The 22,986-nt window shown below is 60.6% G+C and carries 16 protein-coding genes; 12 read left to right on the top strand and 4 right to left on the bottom strand.

What is annotated here, in order from left to right; translation table 11 throughout:
- Window positions 1–400 precede the first annotated feature (400 nt).
- Both GFS31_RS17990 and GFS31_RS17985 read left to right on the top strand, forming a co-directional pair.
- A complete protein-coding gene (locus GFS31_RS17990) occupies window positions 401–1,837 on the top strand; it encodes a PP2C family protein-serine/threonine phosphatase (protein WP_198806110.1) in 1,437 nt (478 codons plus the stop codon).
- Window positions 1,837–3,588, top strand: a complete 1,752-nt coding sequence (locus tag GFS31_RS17985; RefSeq protein ID WP_198806109.1) for a hypothetical protein — start codon at window positions 1,837–1,839, stop codon at window positions 3,586–3,588. Before GFS31_RS17990 ends, GFS31_RS17985 begins: the two co-directional genes overlap by 1 nt.
- 105 nt (window positions 3,589–3,693) lie before the next feature.
- Here GFS31_RS17985 and folK read toward each other — a convergent pair whose 3' ends face one another.
- Window positions 3,694–4,239 carry a 2-amino-4-hydroxy-6-hydroxymethyldihydropteridine diphosphokinase gene (gene folK / locus GFS31_RS17980; protein ID WP_225907491.1) on the bottom strand — a complete coding sequence of 182 codons (546 nt, stop codon included), beginning with the start codon at window positions 4,237–4,239 and terminating at the stop codon, window positions 3,694–3,696.
- A 78-nt stretch (window positions 4,240–4,317) separates the two neighbouring features.
- On the bottom strand, window positions 4,318–4,638 hold the full coding sequence (trxA, locus tag GFS31_RS17975) for a thioredoxin (protein WP_198806108.1): 321 nt from the start codon (window positions 4,636–4,638) through the stop codon (window positions 4,318–4,320).
- A 480-nt stretch (window positions 4,639–5,118) separates the two neighbouring features.
- Here trxA and GFS31_RS17970 point away from each other — a divergent pair, with 480 nt between their 5' ends.
- The 4 genes from GFS31_RS17970 (at window position 5,119) to GFS31_RS17960 (ending at window position 9,410) form a co-directional block, all read left to right on the top strand.
- A complete protein-coding gene (locus GFS31_RS17970) occupies window positions 5,119–6,588 on the top strand; it encodes a SulP family inorganic anion transporter (RefSeq protein WP_410503871.1) in 1,470 nt (489 codons plus the stop codon).
- Between the two features lie 10 nt (window positions 6,589–6,598).
- The gene (locus tag GFS31_RS17965; protein WP_198806106.1) at window positions 6,599–7,462 is read left to right on the top strand and encodes a universal stress protein; all 864 of its coding nucleotides are present in this window, start codon (window positions 6,599–6,601) and stop codon (window positions 7,460–7,462) included.
- Between the two features lie 10 nt (window positions 7,463–7,472).
- Window positions 7,473–7,595: a hypothetical protein gene (locus tag GFS31_RS21360; protein ID WP_263974866.1), complete on the top strand. Its 123-nt coding sequence runs from the start codon at window positions 7,473–7,475 to the stop codon at window positions 7,593–7,595.
- Window positions 7,596–7,703: 108 nt separating this feature from the next.
- A complete protein-coding gene (locus tag GFS31_RS17960; RefSeq protein ID WP_198806105.1) occupies window positions 7,704–9,410 on the top strand; it encodes a SulP family inorganic anion transporter in 1,707 nt (568 codons plus the stop codon).
- Window positions 9,411–9,459: 49 nt separating this feature from the next.
- On the opposite strand, the gene GFS31_RS17955 is transcribed toward GFS31_RS17960, so the two are convergent.
- Window positions 9,460–10,947 carry an MBOAT family O-acyltransferase gene (locus GFS31_RS17955; protein WP_198806104.1) on the bottom strand — a complete coding sequence of 496 codons (1,488 nt, stop codon included), beginning with the start codon at window positions 10,945–10,947 and terminating at the stop codon, window positions 9,460–9,462.
- Window positions 10,944–14,081 (bottom strand): hypothetical protein, encoded by a 3,138-nt coding sequence (locus GFS31_RS17950; protein WP_198806103.1) that lies wholly within the window; start codon window positions 14,079–14,081, stop codon window positions 10,944–10,946. The genes GFS31_RS17955 and GFS31_RS17950 overlap by 4 nt, the downstream gene beginning before the upstream one ends.
- Before the next feature lie 586 nt (window positions 14,082–14,667).
- Here GFS31_RS17950 and GFS31_RS17945 point away from each other — a divergent pair.
- The 6 genes from GFS31_RS17945 to GFS31_RS17920 all read left to right on the top strand — a co-directional run bounded on the left by GFS31_RS17945 (window position 14,668) and on the right by GFS31_RS17920 (window position 22,825).
- Entirely contained in the window at window positions 14,668–14,895 is a 228-nt protein-coding gene (locus GFS31_RS17945) for a hypothetical protein (protein WP_198806102.1), read from the top strand.
- 153 nt (window positions 14,896–15,048) lie between these two features.
- Window positions 15,049–18,174 (top strand): phosphoenolpyruvate carboxylase, encoded by a 3,126-nt coding sequence (gene ppc, locus GFS31_RS17940; RefSeq protein ID WP_198806101.1) that lies wholly within the window; start codon window positions 15,049–15,051, stop codon window positions 18,172–18,174.
- A gap of 531 nt (window positions 18,175–18,705) precedes the next feature.
- Entirely contained in the window at window positions 18,706–19,479 is a 774-nt protein-coding gene (gene rfbF, locus GFS31_RS17935; RefSeq protein ID WP_198806100.1) for a glucose-1-phosphate cytidylyltransferase, read from the top strand.
- Window positions 19,480–19,662: 183 nt separating this feature from the next.
- Complete coding sequence (gene rfbG, locus GFS31_RS17930) at window positions 19,663–20,793, top strand: CDP-glucose 4,6-dehydratase (RefSeq protein ID WP_198806099.1); 1,131 nt, start codon at window positions 19,663–19,665, stop codon at window positions 20,791–20,793.
- Window positions 20,794–20,836: 43 nt separating this feature from the next.
- Window positions 20,837–21,370 (top strand): dTDP-4-dehydrorhamnose 3,5-epimerase, encoded by a 534-nt coding sequence (rfbC, locus tag GFS31_RS17925; RefSeq protein WP_198806098.1) that lies wholly within the window; start codon window positions 20,837–20,839, stop codon window positions 21,368–21,370.
- A gap of 144 nt (window positions 21,371–21,514) precedes the next feature.
- A complete protein-coding gene (locus GFS31_RS17920) occupies window positions 21,515–22,825 on the top strand; it encodes an NAD(P)H-dependent oxidoreductase (protein ID WP_198806097.1) in 1,311 nt (436 codons plus the stop codon).
- The last annotated feature ends 161 nt before the right edge of the window (window positions 22,826–22,986 follow it).

Genomic DNA, 22,986 nt, shown 5'->3' with positions numbered 1-22,986 from the left:
TCTGGGGGGTCTGCCCCTGGAGCCTATGCAGATAGGGTTAGGGGCAATAGTGTCGCTAGATGAGAGGGTAGGGGTAAGCCAGAATCGTGGCCTGCAAGGTAAGGAGTGATCGATTTCAAGCGTCCGGCTCAATTATCCACTTTAGACTGGGCATAATCTCTTACAAACTCTCTAATTCGTTCTAAAGTTATGCGCTAGTATGGGCTATCGCTCAGTGCGGTTTGGCGAGTGATCTCGGTTTCATGGGCCAAACCCCAGGATGGCTAAGCCTACACATTGGCCTTCCAGAGATGAGAAACCTTTGCACGGCGTTGAATTCGGTTGAGGCATGGCTCCGGTGTGATAGGAGTTCGCGCCTCGTGTTGTTGATTGGTGTAGATGCGTTTTGGTTAGGTCGTCCATGACATCTGTTCCCATGTCGTCGGGGTCATCGCCCTCCTTTGAAGTCACTGGCAGCACCGGATTGCCAGAGGCTCCTCCGGTGTTCGCCCTCAAAGAGTTGGTGGCACGGCTACAGCGCGAACAGTACAAAATTCAAGATTTGCTGAGTTCCTTGGGGTTTGCCCTGCGCAGCCTCAACAATCTCAACCAGTTTTTAGAACTCATCCCCATGATTGCCAGCCGCGTCACCGATGCGGGGGGTGGGGCGCTGGTGCTGTTTCGGGCCGACGGTCAGGTGCGACTGGAGCGACTGCACTGCCAGAGCGAAGATCACTGTCAGAACGTGCGCTCGGCCCTGGAAGCGGCCACCCGGCAAGTTACCGCCAGTTTGCAGCCCACTGCCGAGGGCAGCATTACCGCCACCGCCCGCAACGCCATGGTGGCCCTCGATCATCAGGTCAACCGCTACCTAGGCGACGAGTTTCAGCTCTTTGGCACCGCCATCATTGTGCAAAATGTGGAGCGGGGGCGGCTTTATGTGTTTAGCCGCGACCCCGACTATGCCTGGACGGAAACCCGCCAAAAGCTGGTGCGCCTGGTGGCTGACCAAACCTCCGTGGCCATTGAAAACAACGAGCTGACCGTGGCCCTGCGGAAAAAAGAGCGCTTAGATCGGGAGATGGAAATTGGCGCAGAAATTCAGCTCCAACTGCTGCCGCGCCAGTGCCCCAGCATCATTGGCATGGACTTGGCCGCCCAGTGCAAAACCGCCCAGCGGGTCGGCGGCGACTACTACGACTTCATCCCCACCACCTACGACCAACTGCGCTATCCGGGGTCGGAGGTGTCGGCGGTGGCCCCCTGGAGTTTGGCCATTGGCGACGTGATGGGCAAGGGCGTTCCCGCCGGGTTAATTATGACCATGATGCGCGGAATGCTGCGGGCGGAGGTGCTGAACGGCCACTCCCCGGCCCAGATTTTGCAGCACCTCAACTTTGTGATGCACAGCGACTTGGAAAACTCCAACCGCTTCGTCACTCTGTTCTATGCCGAATACGACCCCACCCGTCGTCTGTTGGCCTACGGCAACGCCGCCCATAATCCGCCCTTCTTGTGGCGGGCGGCCACGGGCACCATGACCCGCCTAGATACCGAAGGGATGCTGCTGGGCCTAGATATGACCACCCAATACTACGAGGATTCCATCGAACTCCAGCCCGGAGACACCGTGATTTTTTACACCGACGGCTTCACGGAAGCGGCCAACGGGCGAGGCGAACGCTTCGAGGAGGAAAACCTGGAGCGGGCCTTGCAGTGGGCCTGTCGCAACTTCACCACCGCCGACGAAATCCTCAACTACACCTTTGACCTGCTGACTCGGTTCATTGGTGGCGACCGCAGCAACGAAGACGACATGACCCTAGTGGTGATGCGGGTGAAGCCCGACGCCGCCTGATGGGTGTCCTCTGGCAACGCGGCTGGGCTAGGGTGGGCCTGGGCCTGGGGGTGTGGCTGGGCCTGAGTTCAGCAGCGGGACTAGCCCAAGTTCAGACGGTGCCGCGTCCCCAGCGACCGACTATCGATCTCCGTCGCTACGCCGCCCTTCGTCCCTACGACCTAGGCCCCCTGTCCCTGGTGCAAACGGGGGTGGATCCAGCCTTGGCCACAATGCCTGTACCGTTGACCGGAGTGATTGGCCTGCCCGACGGCCCTGACCCGGTGCCCTGGGTGGTGCTGCTCCATGGTCGCCACGGGGGCTGTCATTTTGCCGTCCATGGCCCCAGCCAGTGGCCCTGCGCGGATCCCCCCTACGATCAAGGCTTGGCCTACCTGGCCCAGGGCTTGGTGGACGCGGGTTTTGGGGTGATTGTCCCAAACCTCAACGCCGCCTTTTCTGCCACCTACGGAGCCACCCCCGAACGGCGCAACATTCTAGCTGACCAACGCAGTCAGGCCATCATTGATGCCCACCTGTCCCGGTTGGCCGACGCCCACCAGGGGCAAGATCCTGGCTTTGGCGCGGATCTCACCCGCCAAATCACAGGTCGGCTAGACTGGAATCGCCTGGGGATGGTGGGCCATTCCATGGGGGGTGGAGCGGCGGCGTTGAATGCCCTCACCCGGCAAGATCGAACCCGTCCAGCGCAGATTGCCAACGGCCTTGGCCCGGTGTCGGCCTTGATATTGGTGGCCCCCACTCGCAGCCAACCCCTCGCCCAGTGGGATGAAATTTACCAACTGCCCGACCTCCCCACGGCGATTTTGCTAGGGGGCTGTGATCGTGATATCACCGACTTCAGCAGCCTCTACTATGCCGAAACCGCCGACCAGGATCCAAATCGCACCGCCCCCGTGGCCGTGGTGATGCCCCTGGGGGCCAACCACAACTTTTTCAATGCCGCCGTTCGCGAAGACGACTACTACCGCCGCCCCGACCATGCTGCCCTGTGCAACCCCCAGCAGTCCCGCCAGCGCCTCTCGCGGGTGGCCCAAGAAACCTGGCTGACCCGCTACAGCCAATCGTTTTTCTCCGCCGCCTTGGCGCAGACCGTCGCGGATGAGTCCTTCGCGACTGCTGTGAACCTTGGCATCTCAGCCCAGCAGCCCGCCCCCGCCCAGATTGCCCAGGTGCCCGTGATGACTCACTTGGTCTGGCCCGCTGCCCAGCGCCACAGTTTATTTTCAGCCCATGACCATCCGGCCACCTGGGACGCCGATCCCCGTCCCACCTACGCCGCCAGCCCCCAACTGCGCCTGACCCCTTGCCCCGCCTTTGCCCCCTGCGGCAACCTGCCCCGGCCCCACCCTCAGTTTCCTGCGTTGCTGCGGCTGCGCTGGGACACCCCCACCGAATGGCTGCGGTTCCCCCTGCCCCAGGGAGACGTCCGAGGCGTGAGCGCCCTGCAACTGCGCCTTGCCGCCGACCCCAGCACCCCCAACCCCAGCTTTGCCGTCGTTCTGCGCGACCGATCTGGACGAGCGGCCCGGGTAGACATTCCGCCCACCACGCCAGCCCTCTACCGCTTTGATGCCCCCAACCGTTCCGCTGCCCTGCCCGTCTATCCCACGGCCCTACGGATTCCCCTGGCCCAGTTCCAGGGCGTGGATTTGGCTAATCTAGACAGCCTGGATCTGGTGCTAGACACCCTGCCCCAAGGAACGCTGTATCTCACCTCGGTGGAGTGGCTGCGCGACTTGCCCCGTTGATGGATGTTCGCGATGCCCCATTGGGCAAACTACTGGCGGCATGGATAGGCCAGGAGACTCGGCCCCTACCCAATTCACCATACTGAATCTAGGCCGCTGGATGGATTATGCAGATTCGGCTGAGGACAACGGTTCGACGCCATTGCGATCTAGGGCGCTGCATAGGTCAAGGATGGTGCGCCCGGTGACGGGGTCAACCCAGTGGGGGGCAATTTCCGCCAGGGGCACCAGCACAAAGGCCCGTTCCCGAAAGCGGGGGTGCGGCAGTTGCAAATCGGGTTCGTTAATTACCTGATCGGCGTAGAGAATCAGGTCTAAATCGAGGATGCGCGGCCCCCAACGCTCTTGGCGAATGCGGCCAAAGTCGGCTTCGATGGCCAAGAGTGCGGCCATGAGATCCTGGGCGGAAAGGTGGGTTTCGATCAGCGCACAGGCGTTGAGATAGTCGGGCTGGGGCGGGCCAACGGGGGCGGTTTTGTAGAGGCTAGATCGAGCGGTGACAGTAGTTTCCGTAAGGCTACCCAACTGTTGCAGAGCCGCCGCTAGGATGCGCTGGGATTCGCCTAGGTTGCTGCCCAGGGCAACGGCGCAAGGAATGGTGGCGGAGGGCGGCTGCTTCGGGTTGGTTGGGTTAGGACGGGTTGACTCCACCGAATTTGCTCTCTCCACCGCTGATCTATCGTTGTTGTGACGCCTATGGTGACGCCTATGGTGACGCCTCAAGCTAGGTTAGCCCAGCTTACCCCGCAACCGACTGACTAGTTGATCCGCAGGCAACACGCCCTCAATGCGGTCGATGGGTTGCCCGCCCCGGAACAAAATCAGCGTGGGCAGGGCGGCGATGTGGTACTTCGAGGCCAGTTGGGGGTACTTGTCGCTGTCGATTTTGACGATTTTGATTTGGCCCTTCAACTGTTCATTCACCTGGGTAAGAATGGTGGCCATCATCTGGCAAGGGCCGCACCAGGTAGCGTAGAAATCTACCAATACAGGCAGGTCAGACCCCGTGATGACGTCTTCGAGGTTGCGAAATTGTTGCTTGGTGGCCATGGGGTTGCTCCTTAAGGGATTGATGAAGTTCAATGCCGATCCTAGACAGATAGCCCAATTTCCCGTTTAATACTTTTGACTAAGTTTTGTGAATTGTGCTAGCTACGGTCATGCGGTTGCTGCGTTGTCAAAGGTATTCCCCAGCCTGGGTCAGTCCACCCTAGGGGCGCTTAGCGCTGTGAGGTTAACGAAAGAACCTTAGACAGACCGTTTGACCCTAGCCAGGTTTTGAATCGCGCCTTGCAACGGGTCGCAGCACCTTCATGGCTAGGCTTTTGGCGCTCACCCAGTTCATTCTATCGCTATGGATATGGTGCGTCTGTCCCCGCGACCGTAATGCCTGGGGCGGTTTTCTCTATGGCCTTAAACCACCGCTACAGGGGCTACCCCCCTCTTGGGAACGTCGGCTGTGGGGAAGCTTTAAAGTTGAAGACTCAAAGTTAAGGAGCGATCTTGAATACTCAAGCACTACAAAAGCGGCTGCGGCGGCTGAAACGGGAGTGGTTTTTCAATACGCAGGCCGACATTTTGGCGGGGGCTGTGGTGGGTCTGGCGCTGATTCCAGAGGCCATTGCCTTTTCGATCATCGCTGGGGTAGATCCCAAGGTGGGGCTGTATGCGTCGTTCATTATTGCTGTGGTGACAGCCTTTCTGGGGGGCAGACCCGGTTCCATTTCCGCCGCCACTGGGGCCATGGCCCTACTGATGATTGACCTAGTGCGCGATCACGGTATGGAATATCTGCTGGTAGCTACCCTGCTCTGTGGGATATTTCAGGTCATCTTTGGCCTGCTGCGGCTGGGGCGACAAATGCGCTACGTGCCCCGATCCGTGATGGTGGGGTACATCAATGCCCTGGCGGTGCTGATTTTTCTGGCCCAACTGCCCCAGCTCACTAATGTGCCCGTTGCCGTGTACATCATGACGGCGCTGTCCCTGGCGATTATCTACCTCCTGCCCCGCTTTACCAAGGGGGTGCCCTCGCCCCTGGTGGCGCTGTTTGTGATGACCGTCGCCAAAATTGCCCTAAATATTGAGGTGCCCACGGTGGGCGACATGGGCGAACTACCCACGGCCCTGCCGATCTTCGCCCTGCCCCAGGTGCCCTTTACCCTAGAAACCCTGCAAATTGTGCTGCCCACGGCGCTTACCATGGCGATTGTGGGGCTGCTGGCCAGTTTCCTGACGGCGGCCCTCGTCGATGATCTGACCGATACCCCCAGCGACAAAAACCGCGAAGCCAAGGGCCAAGGCATCGCCAACATCATCACCAGCTTCTTTGGCGGCATGGCGGGCTGCGGCATGATTGGCCAATCGGTGATTAACGTGCAGTCCGGCGGACGGGGGCGGCTGTCTACCCTGGCGGCGGGGGTGTTTTTGCTGTTTGCTATTTTGATTTTGAGTACCTGGGTGCGGCAAATGCCCATGGCGGCCCTGGTGGCGGTGATGATCATGGTCTCCATCGGCACCTTCCGCTGGGCGTCGTTTCGGGATATGGCCAAAATTCCCCGCACTGAAACGGCGGTGATGCTGACCACCATGCTAGTGACCATCTTCACCCGCAACTTTGCCCTGGGGGTAGCCACGGGGATTGTGATGAGCACGGTGTTTTTCTCCCGCAAAATTGCCCAACTGGTGTTTGTGGACAAGGTCATGCCAGAGGACGGCCACCGGGTCTACAACGTCTCCGGGCAAATTTTCTTTGTTTCCAAAGATGAATTCCTAGAAGCCTTTGACTTCAGCGAGTTTATTGATCGCGTCACCCTTGACCTCACCCATGCCCACCTGTGGGATCAAGGGGCCGTGGCCACGTTGGATAAGGTCGTCAATAAGTTCCGGCGATCTGGCGCGGAGGTGGAGGTGGTCGGGCTGAACGAGGCCAGCGCCACCCTGGTGAAGAAGCTCGCCATCCACAGTCAGCCCGCCGATCAGCCCACCATCGAAGCCTAGTAGGAACACCATGCGTCGAATTTTACTCTGTACCGATGGGTCAGCCTTTGCCCGAACGAGCTACCCCTATGCGGCCTGGTTTGCCCAGCGCATGGAGGCCAGCGTCGATGTTCTCTATGTTTCCGATGCTCGGGGGCAGGCGACGGCTGAAGCCAGCGACCTCAGTGGCAGCATTGGCCTGGGGGCCGCAGAAAGTCTGCTGAAGAAGCTGGTGGAGGTGGAGCACGAACGGGCGCGGCTTAACCACCAAAAGTCGAAGCTGATTTTAGATGATGCGGAACAAGCCATCACCGAGCACGGAGCCGCCACCGTAAAGCTGATCCATAAAACCGGATTTTTGGTGGACTGCCTCGACAACCTGGCGGCGGAGGTGGATCTGATTGTGATCGGCAAGCGGGGAGAGGCGGCGGACTTTGCCACCGGACACCTGGGGGCCAATGTGGATCGCATCGTGCGCAGTAGCCCAAAGCCTTGCCTAGTCACCCCCCGCGAGTTTGCGCCCATCGAGCGGCTGTTGCTGGCCTACGACGGCAGCCCCACCGGGCAAAAGCTGCTGTCCTTTTTGGCCAACACCCCCAGCCTGCACCATTTAGACCTTCATCTGCTGACGGTGGCCTCTGCGGAATCCGAGGGGGAAAGAAAGCGCAGCCTAACCAAGGCGGTGGAAACCCTGCAAGCCGCTGGCCTTAATCCTAAAGCCACCTTGCAGATGGGTGAACCGGAAAAGGCCATTGCCCAATACATCGACCACCACGCCATCCACCTCCTGCTGATGGGGGCCTACGGCCATCGCCGCATTCGCCATTTGGTGATTGGCAGCACCACGGTGCAACTGCTGAGGAGCAGCCAAATTCCGGTGTTGCTGTACCGCTGAGGAGCCCTGAATGGATCGATGGGGAGAGTGCAACGCCGGAGGCCGCACGGTGCGGTCGGGCCTCAACCGCGCCCTGATTTTGCGGGTTGCTGAGAGCCATGTCGTGACCACTCCCCTAGATGTTGGCCGCTAGGGGAATGGTTTGGCCATCAACCTTAATTTTCTCCCTTAAATCACGGGTCAACGGGAGGCGATAGATTACGTTATGTTCCATTACCCTTTCTATGGCTAGGCTCCTACTGTGGCTTTCCCTCTCATCAACTCCCTTAGCTTCCGGCACTGGCGCGGCGATCTGTTTGGCGGCATCACAGCGGCGATTGTGGCCTTGCCCTTGGCCCTAGCCTTTGGTGTAGCCAGCGGGGCAGGGGCCACCGCCGGACTCTACGGCGCGATTTTTACCGGATTTTTTGCCGCCCTGTTTGGCGGTACCCCCACCCAGGTTTCTGGCCCCACAGGCCCTATGACGGTGGTGATGACCACGGTGGTGGCCTCCCTGGTGGCCCGCTATCCCGACACCGGGCTGGCCATGGCCTTTACGGTGGTGATGCTGGGCGGAGTTCTGCAAATGGTGTTTGGCCTGATGCGCCTGGGGCAGTATATTACCCTACTGCCCTACACGGTAATTTCCGGCTTTATGTCTGGGATTGGGGTGATTATCATCCTGCTGCAACTGCCGCCGCTGTTGGGCCATGCCGCGTCCGGTGGCGTGGTGGGCACCCTGCAAGATCTGCCTCAGTTTTTGCAGAATCCCAACGGGGTGGCCCTGGGCTTGGGATTGCTGACCCTAGCCATTGTGTTCTGCTTTCCTCGACGGCTGAACCGCATTTTGCCTGCGCCGCTGGTGGCCTTGGTGGTGGCCACGCTGCTGTCGGTCATCGCCTTTGACCCCGGAGCGCTGCCCCGCATTGGCGAGATTCCCACCGGGTTCCCCAGCCTCAAGTTTCCAACCTTTAGCCTGCGCGAACTGGATGAGATGCTGCGCTACGGCCTGATGTTGGCAGTGTTGGGGGCCATTGACTCTCTGCTCACCTCCCTGGTGGCCGACAGTATTTCCCGCACCCAGCACGATTCGGATAAGGAACTGATCGGCCAGGGGATTGGCAATCTGGTATCGGGTTTGTTTGGCGGATTGCCGGGGGCGGGGGCCACCATGCGGACGGTGGTTAACGTCCAAGCTGGGGGTAAAACGCCGCTGTCGGGAATGGTTCATGCCCTCGTGCTGCTGGTGGTGCTGATGGGGGCTGGCCCCCTAACGGCGCAAATTCCGAACGCCGTCCTCGCCGGAATCTTGCTGAAGGTGGGCATTGACATTTTGGACTGGGGCTTCATTAAGCGATCCCCCAAAATTTCCCTCAAGGGCACCGGAATTATGTATCTGGTGCTGTTTCTGACGGTGTTTATTGACCTGATTACGGCGGTGCTGGTGGGGGCCTTTGTGGCCAACATGCTCACTATCAAACGCCTCACGGATGTGCAAAGCAGCCGCATTAAAACCCTCACTGACGGCACCGAAGAAAGCAACCTCGCCCTCGCCGAAAAAGAGATTTTGGCCCGGTCGAAGGGAGATATTCTGCTGTTTCAACTGGGCGGGCCGATGAGCTTTGGGGCCGCTAAAAGCATCTCTCGCCGCCTGTCCTTTGTGAAAAACTACCATGCCCTGGTGCTAGATTTGGGCGATGTGCCCACCCTCGGCGTCACCGCCGCCCTCGCCATCGAATCCATCGTGCAAGATTCCATTCAGCGCAACCGCCAGGTGTGGATTGTGGTCAAACCGGGCCAGGTGCAAGATCGCCTCGCCACCCTAGAACTAGACCGCTTTGTGCGCCAGCGCAAACCCTCGGATTACCCATCGCCCCCGGCCATTTACCAGGTAGACAGCCGTATGCAGGCCCTACAAGCGGCCTTCGACAGTGTGTATGCCGAGGCTGCGGTGGAAAGGGCGATCTGACCTCAAGCCCGACGGAGGCCCTCAGCGCCCCAGACTCGCCATCTTGATCCTAGAAGTCGAAGTAAATGTAGCTCAGGGTTTCGGCAGGGGCCAGCAGCCAAGCCAGTAGGCTAAAGAGGGGAATCAGCAGCAGCTTGACGGGCCAACTTAGCTCCAGCTTGAGCCCGCGCCGGAGGGCATAGGCGATCCCCATCAGCCCAAACAATCCCCCCAGCAGCAGCCAAAGCTGGCCGTAGCTAAAGCCCAGGGATTCTAGATAAACCCCTTGGACAAACTGGGGGTCGGCGGTGGTGCCCGCCAGCCGTTGCAGAGCCAGGGTAAACTGCTGAGGGTCGGGCAGGCGGAAAAATAGCCAGCTTGAAAACACCAGCCCCTGGGTGATCATCCAGCCGAGGATCGTGCCGGGGAGGCTGAGCCAAAATGCCGCCATGGCGGGCACGGCCTTTCCTAGGGACTGCATCAAGCGATGGATGACCAGCCCCGCCCCGTGGATGCCCCCCCAGATGACAAAGCCCCAGTTGTTGCCGTGCCAAATTCCGGCAATCAGCATAATAATCATCAGGTTGACGCAGGTGCGCCCCAGCCCTTGGCGAGATCCGCCCAGGGGAAAGTAGAGATAGTTCCGCAGCCAGTCGCCTAGGGTCATGTGCCAGCGCCGCCAGAAGGTGGCTAGGCTGGTGGTGAAGTAGGGGGCATCGAAGTTTTCGGGTAGGTTAATCCCCAGCAGTAGGGCGCTGCCGCGAGCGATGTTGACGTAGGCACTGAAGTCGAGGTAGAGCTGGAGGCCGTAGGCAAAGACCGCTAGGGCAATGTCGGCACTGCCCGCACGGGGTAGGTTGTCGAAGCTGAGATTCACCAAAATGGCGATGTGGTCGGCCAGCAGCAGTTTTTTCACGGCCCCGTAGGCAATCAGCCACAGCCCCTCAACCACGCCATTCAGACCTGGATCCCTGGGGCGCTCCACCTGCTCTAGGAAGGGGTGAAAGCGGGTGATGGGGCCGGAGATCAGCTTGGGAAAGAACAGCTTGTAGGCCCCAAAATCCACGATATTGACGGCGGCGGGGGAGCCTCGGTATACATCCACCAGGTAGGCGATGCACTCGAACACAAAGAAGCTGAGCCCTAGGGGCATGACCAGCCCCGTGAAGGTGTCGTCTAGACGAGCCAAACTGATCCCCGTCCAGCCCAGCAGCCGCCCGATGCCTTCTAGGTACTTAAAGCCCAGCAGCAACAGGACATTTGCCCCAATTCCCAGCCCCAGCAGCCACCGACGGCGGCGGTTCCAACCCTGCTCGGCCACCTGCCAGCGGGCATTGGGGGTGCGCCAGTCCATCGGGGCAACAAGGGCGGTGCCGATGAAAAACGTGACCAGCAGCAGGGCCACCATCAGCAGCAAATACTGCACCTGGAGGGAGGCGTAGAACACGAGGCTAGCCACCAACAGCAGCCACAGTCGCGCCCGCGACGACTCCAGCGCCCAAAAAATGCCGATGACGCTGATCAAAAATAGGGCGTAGGTAATAGACGGCAGAATCATGGGGCAGGGGGGGCCGACCGTCGAGGCCAAGCAATCAGAGGATCCTGGGCCAGCCGTTGGGATACCTGGAAGGCTCCGTAGCGGTTGAGGTGGCTGGGGTCAGAGAAATAGTCGTACTGCTGGGGCCAAGCCTGCCCCAAATCCCGGAACAAGAACCCGGACTCGGTGGTGGAGAGGCTGACCATAAAGCGCAAAAATTCGGCCTCGGCAGACTGGCGATAGTCATCGAGGTATTCGTCGGAGAGGGGGGTGTTGATGAACACGATGGGGATGCGCTTCTCCTGGGTAAACCGCAGGAGTTCGTCTAGGGCCTCCATCTGCCCCCCATCCAAACGAAAATCCTGGTAGTCGCCGTCGTAGCGTCCGGCCACGCGAGCAAAGGTTTGGTAGTAGGTGGCCGGGTTAAACCGCACCGAAAGCGGCAAAAAGCCATCGCGGTCAATGGCGCTGCCAGCGGGCATGGGGGCATCCAGTTGCTCCTCGGTGGCGGCCATCGCCCCCGTTACGGAGGGCGTCATCGCCCCCATCTGGGTTTGAAGCCACTGCTTCAGCGTCTCCCGTTCTGGGTGAATGGCCGAAAAGGCACCGATCCGGTCGCTAAGCCATTCATCCATAGCGGCGTAGCTCTGGGGTAGGGATCGTCCGTGGGCGAGGGGGGTGGCCCCGGCGGTGTTCTCCCCTGGGGCTGGGGGCAGATCGGGGCGCTGGGTGATCAGCTCTCGATAGCCCGGTGAGGCGACGATGGCGTTGTAGGTGACGTCTGTGCGCCCGCTGTTAAAGGCCCTAGCCCCGTCTGCCCAGAGGATCAGTCGCGGCAGATGCTCTGGCTCAAGCACCTGGCGCAGGACTAAATCAACCACCTGGGCGGTGGCCCCGTTGATGCCAAAGTTAAAAATCCTGACATTGTCGTGGCCGAGGGCCGCTAACTCACGCCGCAGGGCTTCTGGATCAACCCCCCGCAGAGCCCGCGAACTGCCTACAATCAGCACATCCGCAGGGCCTTCGGCGGCCACCTGTTGGGCATAGAGGGCGACTTTTTGATCCAGTTGATCGCTGTTAAAGGTGGAGAAGGGAGAGGCCTCCACCAGGTCGTCGATGGCGGCGAGGGGCTGGTTGGGGCTCGTAAATAGGTCGGTGCTGCCCGCCACAAATCCTTCCCCCGCCTGGGCCTGCTGACCGTTGGGCCAATCGAGTTCGGCCAGGGCTTGGGCAAACTCGTCGTCGGGGCTGGGGGGCGGCGGCGCGAGGGTAGCCATGGGTTCGGCCCGGGCTACGTTGGCGGGAGGACGAAGGGTTTGCCCTAGCAGCCAATCGACCTGGAGGGCTAAAAGTAGCCCTGCCGCCGCCCACACCGCTGCTACCTTCAGCCCCTCAGAACGGGACGGGCTGGGAGCGCGATCTAGCACGCTGAGGGGGTGGATGCGGCTGAATAGTTGAGACTGCACCAGCAGGCTCTGCCATCGATCTCGGACGGTGTCCCACCAGTGGGCTAGGGCCGCCGCTTCCTCCTCGGCGGAAATCTCGGCGTGGGTAATGGGGCTGTCGGGCCGCACCAGCAGCTCGTTGACGTAGGCATCGGAGGCCGTGAATTCTGGCGCGGCTTCGGGCACCAGCCGATCCCGCACCGCAAAGTCGCGGCCATAGCTCCAGGCGGGGCGGGGCTGGCCCGACCGTCGCCCGTAGATCCGCACCCCCTCTAGGGCCACGGGACTGAGGCTGAGCAGATAGTTATGCAGCAGCGGAGCCACCAGTCGGCGCTGGGGCACCACGGGGCCATCCACCATAATGTGCAGCAGTTGATCGCGGCGCAAGAGCTGCACCCGCTGCCCCCCTGTGGCCAGTCGATCCTCGAGGTTGGGGTTGAGCTGGCGCGTGAGCAAAAAGGCCATGGCCGGAAGATCCCCCATTTGCCCCAGGTATTCCGGCGAGTCGGCGAGGGCGCTGTGCTGGGCGGCAGGGAGATCGAGGTAGTGAACCCAAGCGGGATCGGCACTGGCCTCGGCCTGACCGTAGAGAATGGCGCGGTGAATGCCCTGGGGTGCCAGTTCTTCGAGGGTCAGGGTCAGGGTTTCGATGATCTCGGCCTGGGACTGCACCACCGTGGGCACTGCGCCCGTCGCGCCCTGGGGTTGGCAAAGCAGGTGCAGGGTATCGCCATTGAGGGTGGCTTCCACCGTCAGGTGATAGCGCTCTAGGGTGGCTGCCAGCAGCCGTTCTAGGGAATCCCCATCGCCCCAGCGGCTCCACTCCCGCAGCATTTCCTCTGGCGGCGTCAGGTCAACGCGGAGGCTCCAGTCGGGCTGGGTCTCCCCCCGCACCTGAAGCAAAATCACTGCGTCTTTAAACTGCGTGAGTTGCAGCAGGCGCAGGCGCTCGGCGGTGGGGCGGGCAATCAGGGAAGGATCGGGGCTGTAGGCCGCTTCGCAGAGAATCCACAGCCGGGGAATGGTGGCATCGGCGGGGCCGTCGTCGCTGGGGGGGGAGGCTTCAGGGGAGGCCCGGTCGGGGCTGGGGTAATAGTCAATGCCGACGGCGCTGCGGTGCAGGTGGGCTAGGCCAGGAATCGCCTTGACGCTGACCCAGACCCCCACATCTAGGGCGCTGAGGGTTTCGCTGAGGTACCAGGCAATGGCCTCAGGATCCCCCTTGCGGGCGAGGCTGAGGTTGGACAGCACGACCGCCCCACCCCCCTCAGATCCAGCCTGCAACAGTTGGGGATGATCCTGGGCGTAGGTGGCTAGCAGCGTTTGGGCCGCCTGTAAGTCGTCTTCGTCCTGGTTTTCTAGCACCAGTTGAGCCAGGTGACGCTCTAGCCGATTGAGGTAGAGGGGGGCCGTCCAGTCGGGGTTGGCTTGCCCCTGGCGACGGCTATAGAGATAGATCTGATACACCTGGGGGTAGGTTTGGTGGAGCCAGCCCTGGTCGCGATCTTCCAGCAGGGCGCGGACAATCCGCAGCAGTACTGTGGGCTGATCCAGCGCCTGGGCCGTCTCGCACAGCACATGGAGAATATTGCCCCGCAGCTTGATGTGCAGATGGGCATCGGGCTGTCCCAAGTGTTCCTTCAGCCAGCCTACAACCCCCGGCGCTGCTGCACTCGTCGAGACCTTGGATTGGGAGAGGGAGACAGGCATAGGCGCAGAGGGGCTAAACCCTTTAACTCATGATTTTAGTTGGGTGGATGGGTCGTGTCTCTCTAGGACGGTCGATCCTAGGGGACGTCTGGAGGAGCCTACACGGACTCCCTGATACCAGGGTATCGTGCCCGCTGTCTAGTCATCCTCCCCCCGACGACCGACTCTTCCCCGGCGCTAGGATCGTCTCGATGCCCCTGGGCTGCACCCGGCCTCTAGGCATCGTCTCTCATCGTCGCCGCTGGGCTCAATCCGCCGGGGAGACCTGTGTTGGGGCCTGGGAAAGGCGGCGGTGAGAGGGCCAGCCCTGACATAGCACTGAAGCATAGCGTAGTCTAGCCCATTGGTTGCATTCGGCAGCAATATTCTGCCTGCCCCTGATCCCTAGCCCCGGCCCCTGATCCCCAGGGCTGGGGGTGGCACCACCATTGTCAGGACGGGGATCGTGCCGGGATTGGGGGATACTCCTCGCCGCCGTGGGAAATCATGGGCATCCTCTGACCCGGCCCCAGGGACGGAATCGCCAGGGGTATGATGGGGAAAGGTTGTCTGTCCGTTCGTGCGCGACGGTTGTGCGCGTTGCCCTATGCCCTCTTCTCGTCCTCGGCCCACCGCTACCTCCTCCCCTCATCCGACCCGTGCTGGGGCGGTCTATGGCTCCCATCTTCTGGTGGGTGCTTTGGTGCCTCCGGTGCTCCTGGGCCTGGTGGCTGCCCGCCTGGTGGCCAATGGCTTCCGTCAGGCGGGCTTGGTCAGCGAGCAACTGCTCCAGGGCCAGCGCCTCCCCCATCTGCATGTGCCCCTGCGAGAGTAGGCGGTGAGGAGTATCCTGTTACGCCTTGATGTTGCCCCTTGATTCTGTTCTTACCATCCCTATTTTTTCGTTTGCCCTTCCCATAAACTTCTTCTATAGCAGGGAATCCTATAGAATTCTTGCGATACCGCTGTTCTCTCCCTACCCGAACCCATGAGCTCAATGCTGCATCCCTCTGGGGATCTTCTGCCCACTCCCCCATCCCCTCAACCAGAGACGCCTGAGCCCCTGCCTACGCCCACCAGCCAAGACCTGCTCCTGCGCCATCGACTGCGGGTGGTAGAAGACCTGTGGGAGAACGTGCTAGATCACGCCTGTGGGCCAGAATTGCTCAATCTGCTGCGCCAGTTGCGCCGGATGTGCTCTCCGGAGGGCCAAGCCCCTACCACCGATGAAGCACGGGTGAAGGCGGTGGTGGATGTGGTGGAGGGACTGGATTTGGAGGACGCCATTCGGGCTTCGCGGGCCTTCGCCCTCTATTTTCAGCTGATCAATATTGTTGAGCAGCACTACGAACAGCGGGGCCAGCAGCAGCAGTATCGAGCCGCCTACCACACCTCCGACCTGGCCCAGTGGGGCAGCAAGCCCAGCCCGGAGACCCATCCCAGCCCGGAGGCCGAGGAGGGCGAAGAGGGCATCAACGGCCACTCGTTCCAGGCGGATCTGCTGCACCGCAGCATGGCCGACCCCGCCAGCCAGCGCCGGGAGGCGGGCACCTTCCACTGGCTCTTCCCGACCCTGAAGCGGCTGAATGTGCCCCCCCAACTGATCCAAAACCTGATCAACCAGTTGGATGTGCGCCTGGTATTTACCGCTCACCCCACAGAAATTGTCCGCCACACCATCCGCGATAAGCAGCGCCGCATCGCCAACATTTTGCGCCAGATGGATCAAGCGGAGGAAGGGGCGCAAACCCTGGGCCTCACCTCCTCCTGGGAAATTGAGTCGCTCAAGGCCCAGCTCACCGAGGAAATCCGCCTCTGGTGGCGCACCGACGAACTGCACCAGTTCAAGCCCTCGGTGCTCGATGAAGTAGACTACACCCTCCACTACTTCCAGGTGGTGCTGTTTGAGGCGTTGCCCCAGCTCTACAAGCGCTTTGAGCGGGCCATTACCACCACCTTCCCAGAATTGGATCCGCCGCGCCATCGGTTTTGTCGCTTTGGCTCTTGGGTGGGGGCCGACCGCGATGGCAACCCCTCCGTTACCCCAGCGGTGACGTGGAAAACCGCCTGCTACCAGCGCAACCTAGTGCTCAGCAAGTACATCACCTCCATCGAGCGGCTGACGGATCTGCTGAGCCTGTCTTTGCACTGGAGTGAGGTGCTGCCGGAACTGCTGGAATCCCTGGAGCAAGACCAGGTGAAAATGCCGGAAATCTACGACCAGCTCGCCATCCGCTATCGCCAGGAACCCTATCGGCTGAAGCTGGCCTATATCAAGCAGCGGCTTAAAAACACCCTGGCCCGCAGCGAACGCCTCTACCAGGGCGATCCCATCGTGGATCGCATTCGGGACGTTGCCCCCGATGCCTCGATTTACCGCGATGGCGAAGAGTTTTTGGCCGAACTGCGGCTAATTCACCGCAACCTGGAGGCCACCGGGCTGCACTGCCAGGAGATCGATACCCTGATCTGCCAGGTGGAAATCTTTGGCTTCAACCTCGCCCAGCTTGACCTGCGCCAGGAAAGCTCCCGCCACTCCGATGCCATCGACGAAATTACCCAGTACCTCCAAGTGCTGCCCCAGCCCTACAGCGAGCTGTCGGAGGGGGAGAAAACGGCGTGGCTGGTGTCAGAGCTGCAAACCCGTCGTCCGCTGATTCCGGGAGAACTGCCCTTTTCCGAAAGAACCTGCGAAACCATCGCCACTCTGCGGATGGTGCGCCAACTCCACCAAGAGTTTGGCCCCGACATCTGCTTCAGCTACGTGATCAGCATGAGCCACAACGTCAGCGACATGCTGGAGGTGCTGCTGCTGGCCAAGGAAGCCGGACTCTACGACCCCGTCACCGGGCTGAGCGGCATTCAGCCCGTGCCCCTATTCGAGACTGTGGAAGACCTGCAACGCGCCCCCAGCGCCATGGAGGAGCTGTTCGAGATTCCCCTCTACCTGAAAATGCTGCAAGGCCGCGCCGCCCAAATTGCCGCCAGCCATGTGGCCACCTCCACCCCGGTGCCCCTGCAAGAGGTGATGCTGGGCTACTCCGACAGCAACAAAGACTCCGGCTTTCTCAGCAGCAACTGGGAAATCCACAAGGCCCAGCAGGCGCTCCAGGAAACGGCGGACAAGTTCTCGGTGGCGCTGCGGATTTTCCATGGTCGGGGCGGTTCCGTGGGGCGCGGCGGTGGCCCCGCCTACGAAGCCATCCTGGCCCAGCCCGGACGCAGCATCAAGGGCCGGATCAAAATCACCGAGCAGGGGGAAGTGCTCGCTTCCAAGTACAACCTACCCGACCTGGCCCTGTATAACCTCGAAACCGTGACCACGGCGGTGCTCCAGGCCAGCATCCTCAGCAACAGCTTCGACGACATCAAACCCTGGAACGCCACCATGGAGGAACTGGCGGCCCGTTCCCGTCGCCACTATCGCCAGCTCATCTACGAACAGCCGGATCTGGTGGATTTCTTCCACCAGGTCACGCCCATTCAAGAAATCAGCCAGTTGCAGATTAGCTCTCGGCCTGCCCGTCGCGGCGGCAAAAAGGATCTCAGCAGCCTGCGGGCCATCCCTTGGGTGTTTAGCTGGACTCAGGCCCGGTTCCTGCTGCCCTCCTGGTATGGCGTGGGCACGGCCTTGGAAGAATTCTTGCAGGAGGCCCCCGAAGAGCACCTGAAGCTGTTGCGCTACTTCTATCACAAGTGGCCCTTCTTCAAGATGGTGGTGTCTAAGGTGGAAATGACCCTGGCCAAGGTGGATTTGCAAATTGCCGAACACTACGTGCGGGAACTGTCGAACCCCGACGACCGGGAGCGCTTTATCGCCCTGTTTGGATCTATCTCCAAGGAGTTTCACCTCACCCGCGACAAGGTGCTGCAAATTACAGGCCACGAGCGCCTGCTGGACAGCGACCCCGATCTCCAGCGATCCGTCTACCTGCGGAACGGCACCATCGTCCCCCTAGGCTTCCTGCAAGTGGCCCTGCTGAAGCGCCTGCGCCAGTACAAAGACCAAGCGGCCACAGGCATCATCCGATCCCGCTATAGCCAGGGTGAGCTGTTGCGCGGTGCTCTGCTCACCATCAACGGTATTGCCGCTGGGATGCGAAATACGGGTTGACGCTGGCTAGTCCGTCAGGAAATGTTGACGCATCGCCGTTGGGGGGCTCACCACCCAACGGCGACTTTAGGCTAGATAGAGTAGGGCGATAAATCACCGTAATAATGCGGATTAGACGGTGAACCAGACGCCCAGAAATGCCCAGCCGTCAGCCTCTTCACCAGCTTTTTACGTAGGGCTTGAGCAATTTCACCGACGGCTCATGCCATTCCTAGGTCATTTTGCTAGCCTGTCTCCATACGTCTAGCAGATGCCCCCGGTTTATGGTGGTGATCGGCTGCGTAAAAATTCCCATCGTGTAGGGTGACTCCTAGGGGTGGGTGGGGTACCCTAGCCCTAGACTTCCCAGCGATGGACACATCTCAAAGACCGACTCGACCGATCAACCAACCGGACGGTACCTGTGGATCCAGTGGTTCAGACCGTGAAGCGCGCGCTCCCAGGGAACCAAGCCTAGGTGGCCACACCTAGGGCTGTGCCGCCAGGAGGATCCGCCGACGTGGCATTCAACCCTTATGCGTTAGGTGTTCTATGAAAGCAGTTATTTTGGCGGGTGGTTTGGGGACACGGCTCAGTGAAGAAACCAGCATTCGACCCAAGCCGATGGTGGAGATTGGCGGTAAGCCCATTCTCTGGCACATCATGAAAATTTACTCGGCCCACGGCATTGATGAGTTCATCATCTGCTGCGGCTACAAGGGCTATGTGATTAAGGAATACTTTGCTAACTACTTCCTCCACATGTCCGATGTCACCTTCGATCTGCGCTACAACCAGATGAACGTGCACAGCGGCAAGGCCGAACCCTGGAAAGTTACTCTGGTGGACACCGGAGAAACCACTATGACCGGGGGCCGTCTGAAGCGGGTGCGGGAATACATCGGCAGCGAGCCCTTCTGCTTCACCTACGGCGACGGTGTGGCCAACGTCAACATCAGCGAGGTGATTGAGTTCCACAAGCAGCAAAAGACCCTGGCTACCCTCACCGCTGTGCAACCGCCCGGACGCTTTGGGGCCATTGCGCTCCATGAGGGCCAAACCATCATTGAATCCTTCTCGGAGAAAACCGACGGCGACGGAGCCTACATCAACGCCGGGTTCTTTGTGCTCGATCCCCAGGTGATCGACTTCGTGGAGAATGATTCCGTGATGTGGGAACACGAACCCCTTCGCAAACTGGCGGCGATGGGGCAACTCTCCGCCTACCGCCACGATGGTTTTTGGCAGCCCATGGACAGCTTGCGCGACAAAAACCTGCTAGAAGACCTCTGGGGCAGCGGCCAGGCTCCCTGGAAGGTGTGGTAAATCTCTCCTAGGGCGCTGGTTTTGGCAAGGCTGAAGCCAGCGCTCCCGTCATGCTCGGGGAAGTTAGACCCCTGCGGTCGGCCTTGATCGGTATTCGTCGGCAACCCGTCTTGATCAGCCTGATTGATCAACCTTGATTTGACAGCAATCCCATTGACAGCAGTTCTACCTGAAGAGGCATCCATGGATCTTGAATTTTGGCGCGGTAAGCGGGTCTTTGTTACCGGACATACGGGCTTTAAGGGCAGTTGGCTGTCCCTCTGGCTACAGCAGCTAGGGGCTGAGGTGGTGGGCTTTTCGCAGCCTGCCCCCACGGAACCGAGCTTGTTTGAAGCGGCCCAAGTGGCCCAAGGAATGACCTCCCTCGTGGGCGACGTGCGCGATCTGGAGGGCATCACCCAGGCCATGGACAACGCCCAGCCGGAGATTGTGCTTCATCTCGCCGCCCAGCCCTTGGTGCGCTATTCCTACCAAAACCCGGTAGAAACCTACGCCACCAACGTGATGGGCACGGTCAATGTCCTAGAAGCGGTGCGCCACACCCCCAGCGTGCGGGTGGCGGTGATCATCACCAGCGACAAGTGCTACGAAAACCGGGAATGGGTTTGGGGCTACCGCGAAAACGAAGCTATGGGTGGCCACGATCCCTACTCCAACAGCAAGGGCTGTGCCGAACTGGTGACAGCGGCCTACCGTTCCTCCTTCTTTGCTCCCGAAACCTACGATCAGCACCGGGTGGCGGTGGCGTCGGTGCGGGCGGGCAACGTCATCGGCGGCGGCGACTGGGCCTTGGATCGGCTGATTCCCGACATGATTAAAGCCTTCCACCAGGGTCAGCCCGTGCTGATCCGCAACCCCCACGCCATTCGGCCCTGGCAGCATGTGCTGGAACCCCTGGGGGGCTACCTGCTGCTGGCGGAAAAGCTGTGGCACCACGGCCCAGACTTTGTGGGCGGCTGGAACTTTGGCCCCCACGACGAAGACGCCAAGCCCGTCTCCTGGATTGTGGATCGGCTCACCACCCTCTGGGGCGATGGGGCCACCTGGGAACTGGATGGCGGATCCCATCCCCACGAAGCCCACTACCTCAAGCTGGATTGCTCGAAGGCCAAGGCCCGCCTCGGTTGGGAACCCCGCCTTACCCTGGCGGATACTCTGGAATGGGTGGTGGAGTTTTACCAGGGCTACTATGGAGGACAATCGGCCCGATCCATTGCCGAGAACCAAATCCAGCGCTACCAGGCCCGCACCCCCGGCGAAGCGATTTTGCCCCAGGGTGTGTTGCCCACCTCAGTGCCCCTGCCCACCGCCTAGCCGCGCATTTCTCGGAATCTATCCCCCGTGATGGTTGACCCCTATGATTTTTACCGAAACGCCCCTGGCCGGAGCCTACGTCGTTGACATTGACAAGAAGGCCGATAATCGCGGCTTTTTTGCCCGTACCTTCTGCGCCAACGAGTTTTCCGAACTAGGCATGAAGCCAGAGGTGGCCCAGATTAACCTCTGCTACAACGGCACCCAGGGCACGGTGCGGGGCATGCACTACCAGGTGCCCCCAGCCTCAGAAACCAAGCTGGTGCGCTGCACGCGAGGCGCAATTTACGATGTCATCGTCGATCTGCGGCCCGACTCGCCCACCTACCTTCAGCACTTTGGGGTCGAACTCACGGCGGACAACTACCGGGCGCTGTACGTGCCTGAACTATTCGCCCACGGCTACCAAACCCTGACCCCAGAGGCCGAAATCGTCTACGTGGTCAGCGAGTTTTACACTCCGGGCTGCGAACGGGGTCTGCGCTATAACGACCCGAAACTCAACATTCAGTGGCCCCTGCCTGCCAGCCTGATCTCCGACAAAGACAATAGTTGGGACTTGTTAGCCGACGCCTAAGCGTCTTCCCCAGCCTCTCTCCCGCCTGGGAGAAGGGCTGGGGTGAGGGCCTGCCGGGACGTGCCTTTCCCTGATGATCCATCCAACTCAACCCACGCTTAACCCAAACTCACTTAACCCAAACTCGCTAAGGACTGAACCCCTATGATTATTGTGGATACCGCCCTACAGGCCCGTCACGAAGCGGGCAACCCGGTCAAAGTGGGCATGATTGGGGCTGGCTTTATGGGCTGGGGCATTGCCAATCAAATTGTGAACTACCTGCCAGGGATGGAACTGGTGGCGGTGTCTAGCCGCACCCTAGCCAGCGCCCGCAAAGCCTACGCCGAAGCCGGAATTGATGATCCCCTGGAAGTGACCACCCAATCCGCCCTAGAGGACGCCATCCGGGCTGGCAAACCCGCCGTCACCGACGACGCCACGTTGCTCTGTCGGGCGGAGGGCATCGATGCCCTGATTGAAGTAACGGGCACCATTGAGTTTGCGGCGGGTGTCATCCTCGAAGCTATCGCCCATCGCAAGCATGTGGTGATGATGAACGCCGAACTGGACGGCACCATCGGCCCCATCCTCAAAGCCTACGCCGACGAGGCGGGCGTTATCCTATCGGGCTGCGACGGCGACCAGCCCGGTGTGGAGATGAACCTGTTCCGCTACGTCAAGAGCATTGGTCTGAAGCCCCTGGTCTGCGGCAACATCAAGGGCTTGCAAGACCCCTACCGCAACCCCACCACCCAGGCCAGCTTTGCCGCCCAGTGGGGCCAAGCTGCCCACATGGTCACGAGCTTTGCCGACGGCACCAAAATCTCCTTTGAGCAAGCCATCGTGGCCAACGCCACAGGCATGAAGGTCTCCCAGCGGGGCATGATTGGCCTAGACTTTCGGGGCCACATTGACGAACTCACCCAGGTGTACGACGTCGAATCTCTGAAAACCTGGGGCGGCATTGTGGACTACGTGGTGGGAGCCCAGCCCTCGCCGGGGGTCTACGTCATCGGCCTGATGGAAGACCCCAAGCAGCAGCACTACCTGCGCTACTACAAAAAAGGCGACGGGCCGCTCTACTCCTTCTACACGCCCTACCACCTGTGCCATTTGGAAGTGCCGCTCTCGGTGGCGCGGGTGGTGCTGTGCAACGATGTGGTGCTAGCACCCATTGCAGGGCCGATGGTGGATGTGATTACCCTCGCCAAGACCGATCTGAAGGCCGGAGAAACCCTAGACGGCATCGGCTACTACAAAACCTACGGCCAGTGCGAAAATGCTGACGTGGTGCAGACCCAGCGCCTATTGCCCATGGGCCTAGCTGAGGGCTGTCGCCTGAAGCGGGATATCCCCAGGGATCAGGCCATCACCTACGACGACGTGATTTTGCCGGAAGGACGGCTGTGCGATAAGCTCCGGGCCGAACAGGATGCCCGCTTTGCCCCCGCCAAAGTCCTGGTTGAGGCGTAGGGCACAAAAACCGCGCCCCTACAGCATTAGATTGGTGTAGGGGTGAGGTCTTCTGGCCCTTCAATAGCTATGGGTTCTGGCAAGTTTTGTCAGTCAACCAGGGGTTTCAGTCTTGGGCCATAAACCTTAAACCTTTCCGGGCCTAAACCCTTTCGGAACCT

The organism is Leptolyngbya sp. BL0902, from assembly GCF_016403105.1.
In the GTDB taxonomy this organism is placed as follows: domain Bacteria; phylum Cyanobacteriota; class Cyanobacteriia; order Phormidesmidales; family Phormidesmidaceae; genus Nodosilinea.
Note: the sequence above shows the minus strand (reverse complement) of the source record. Positions and strands in the feature narration are given on the sequence as shown.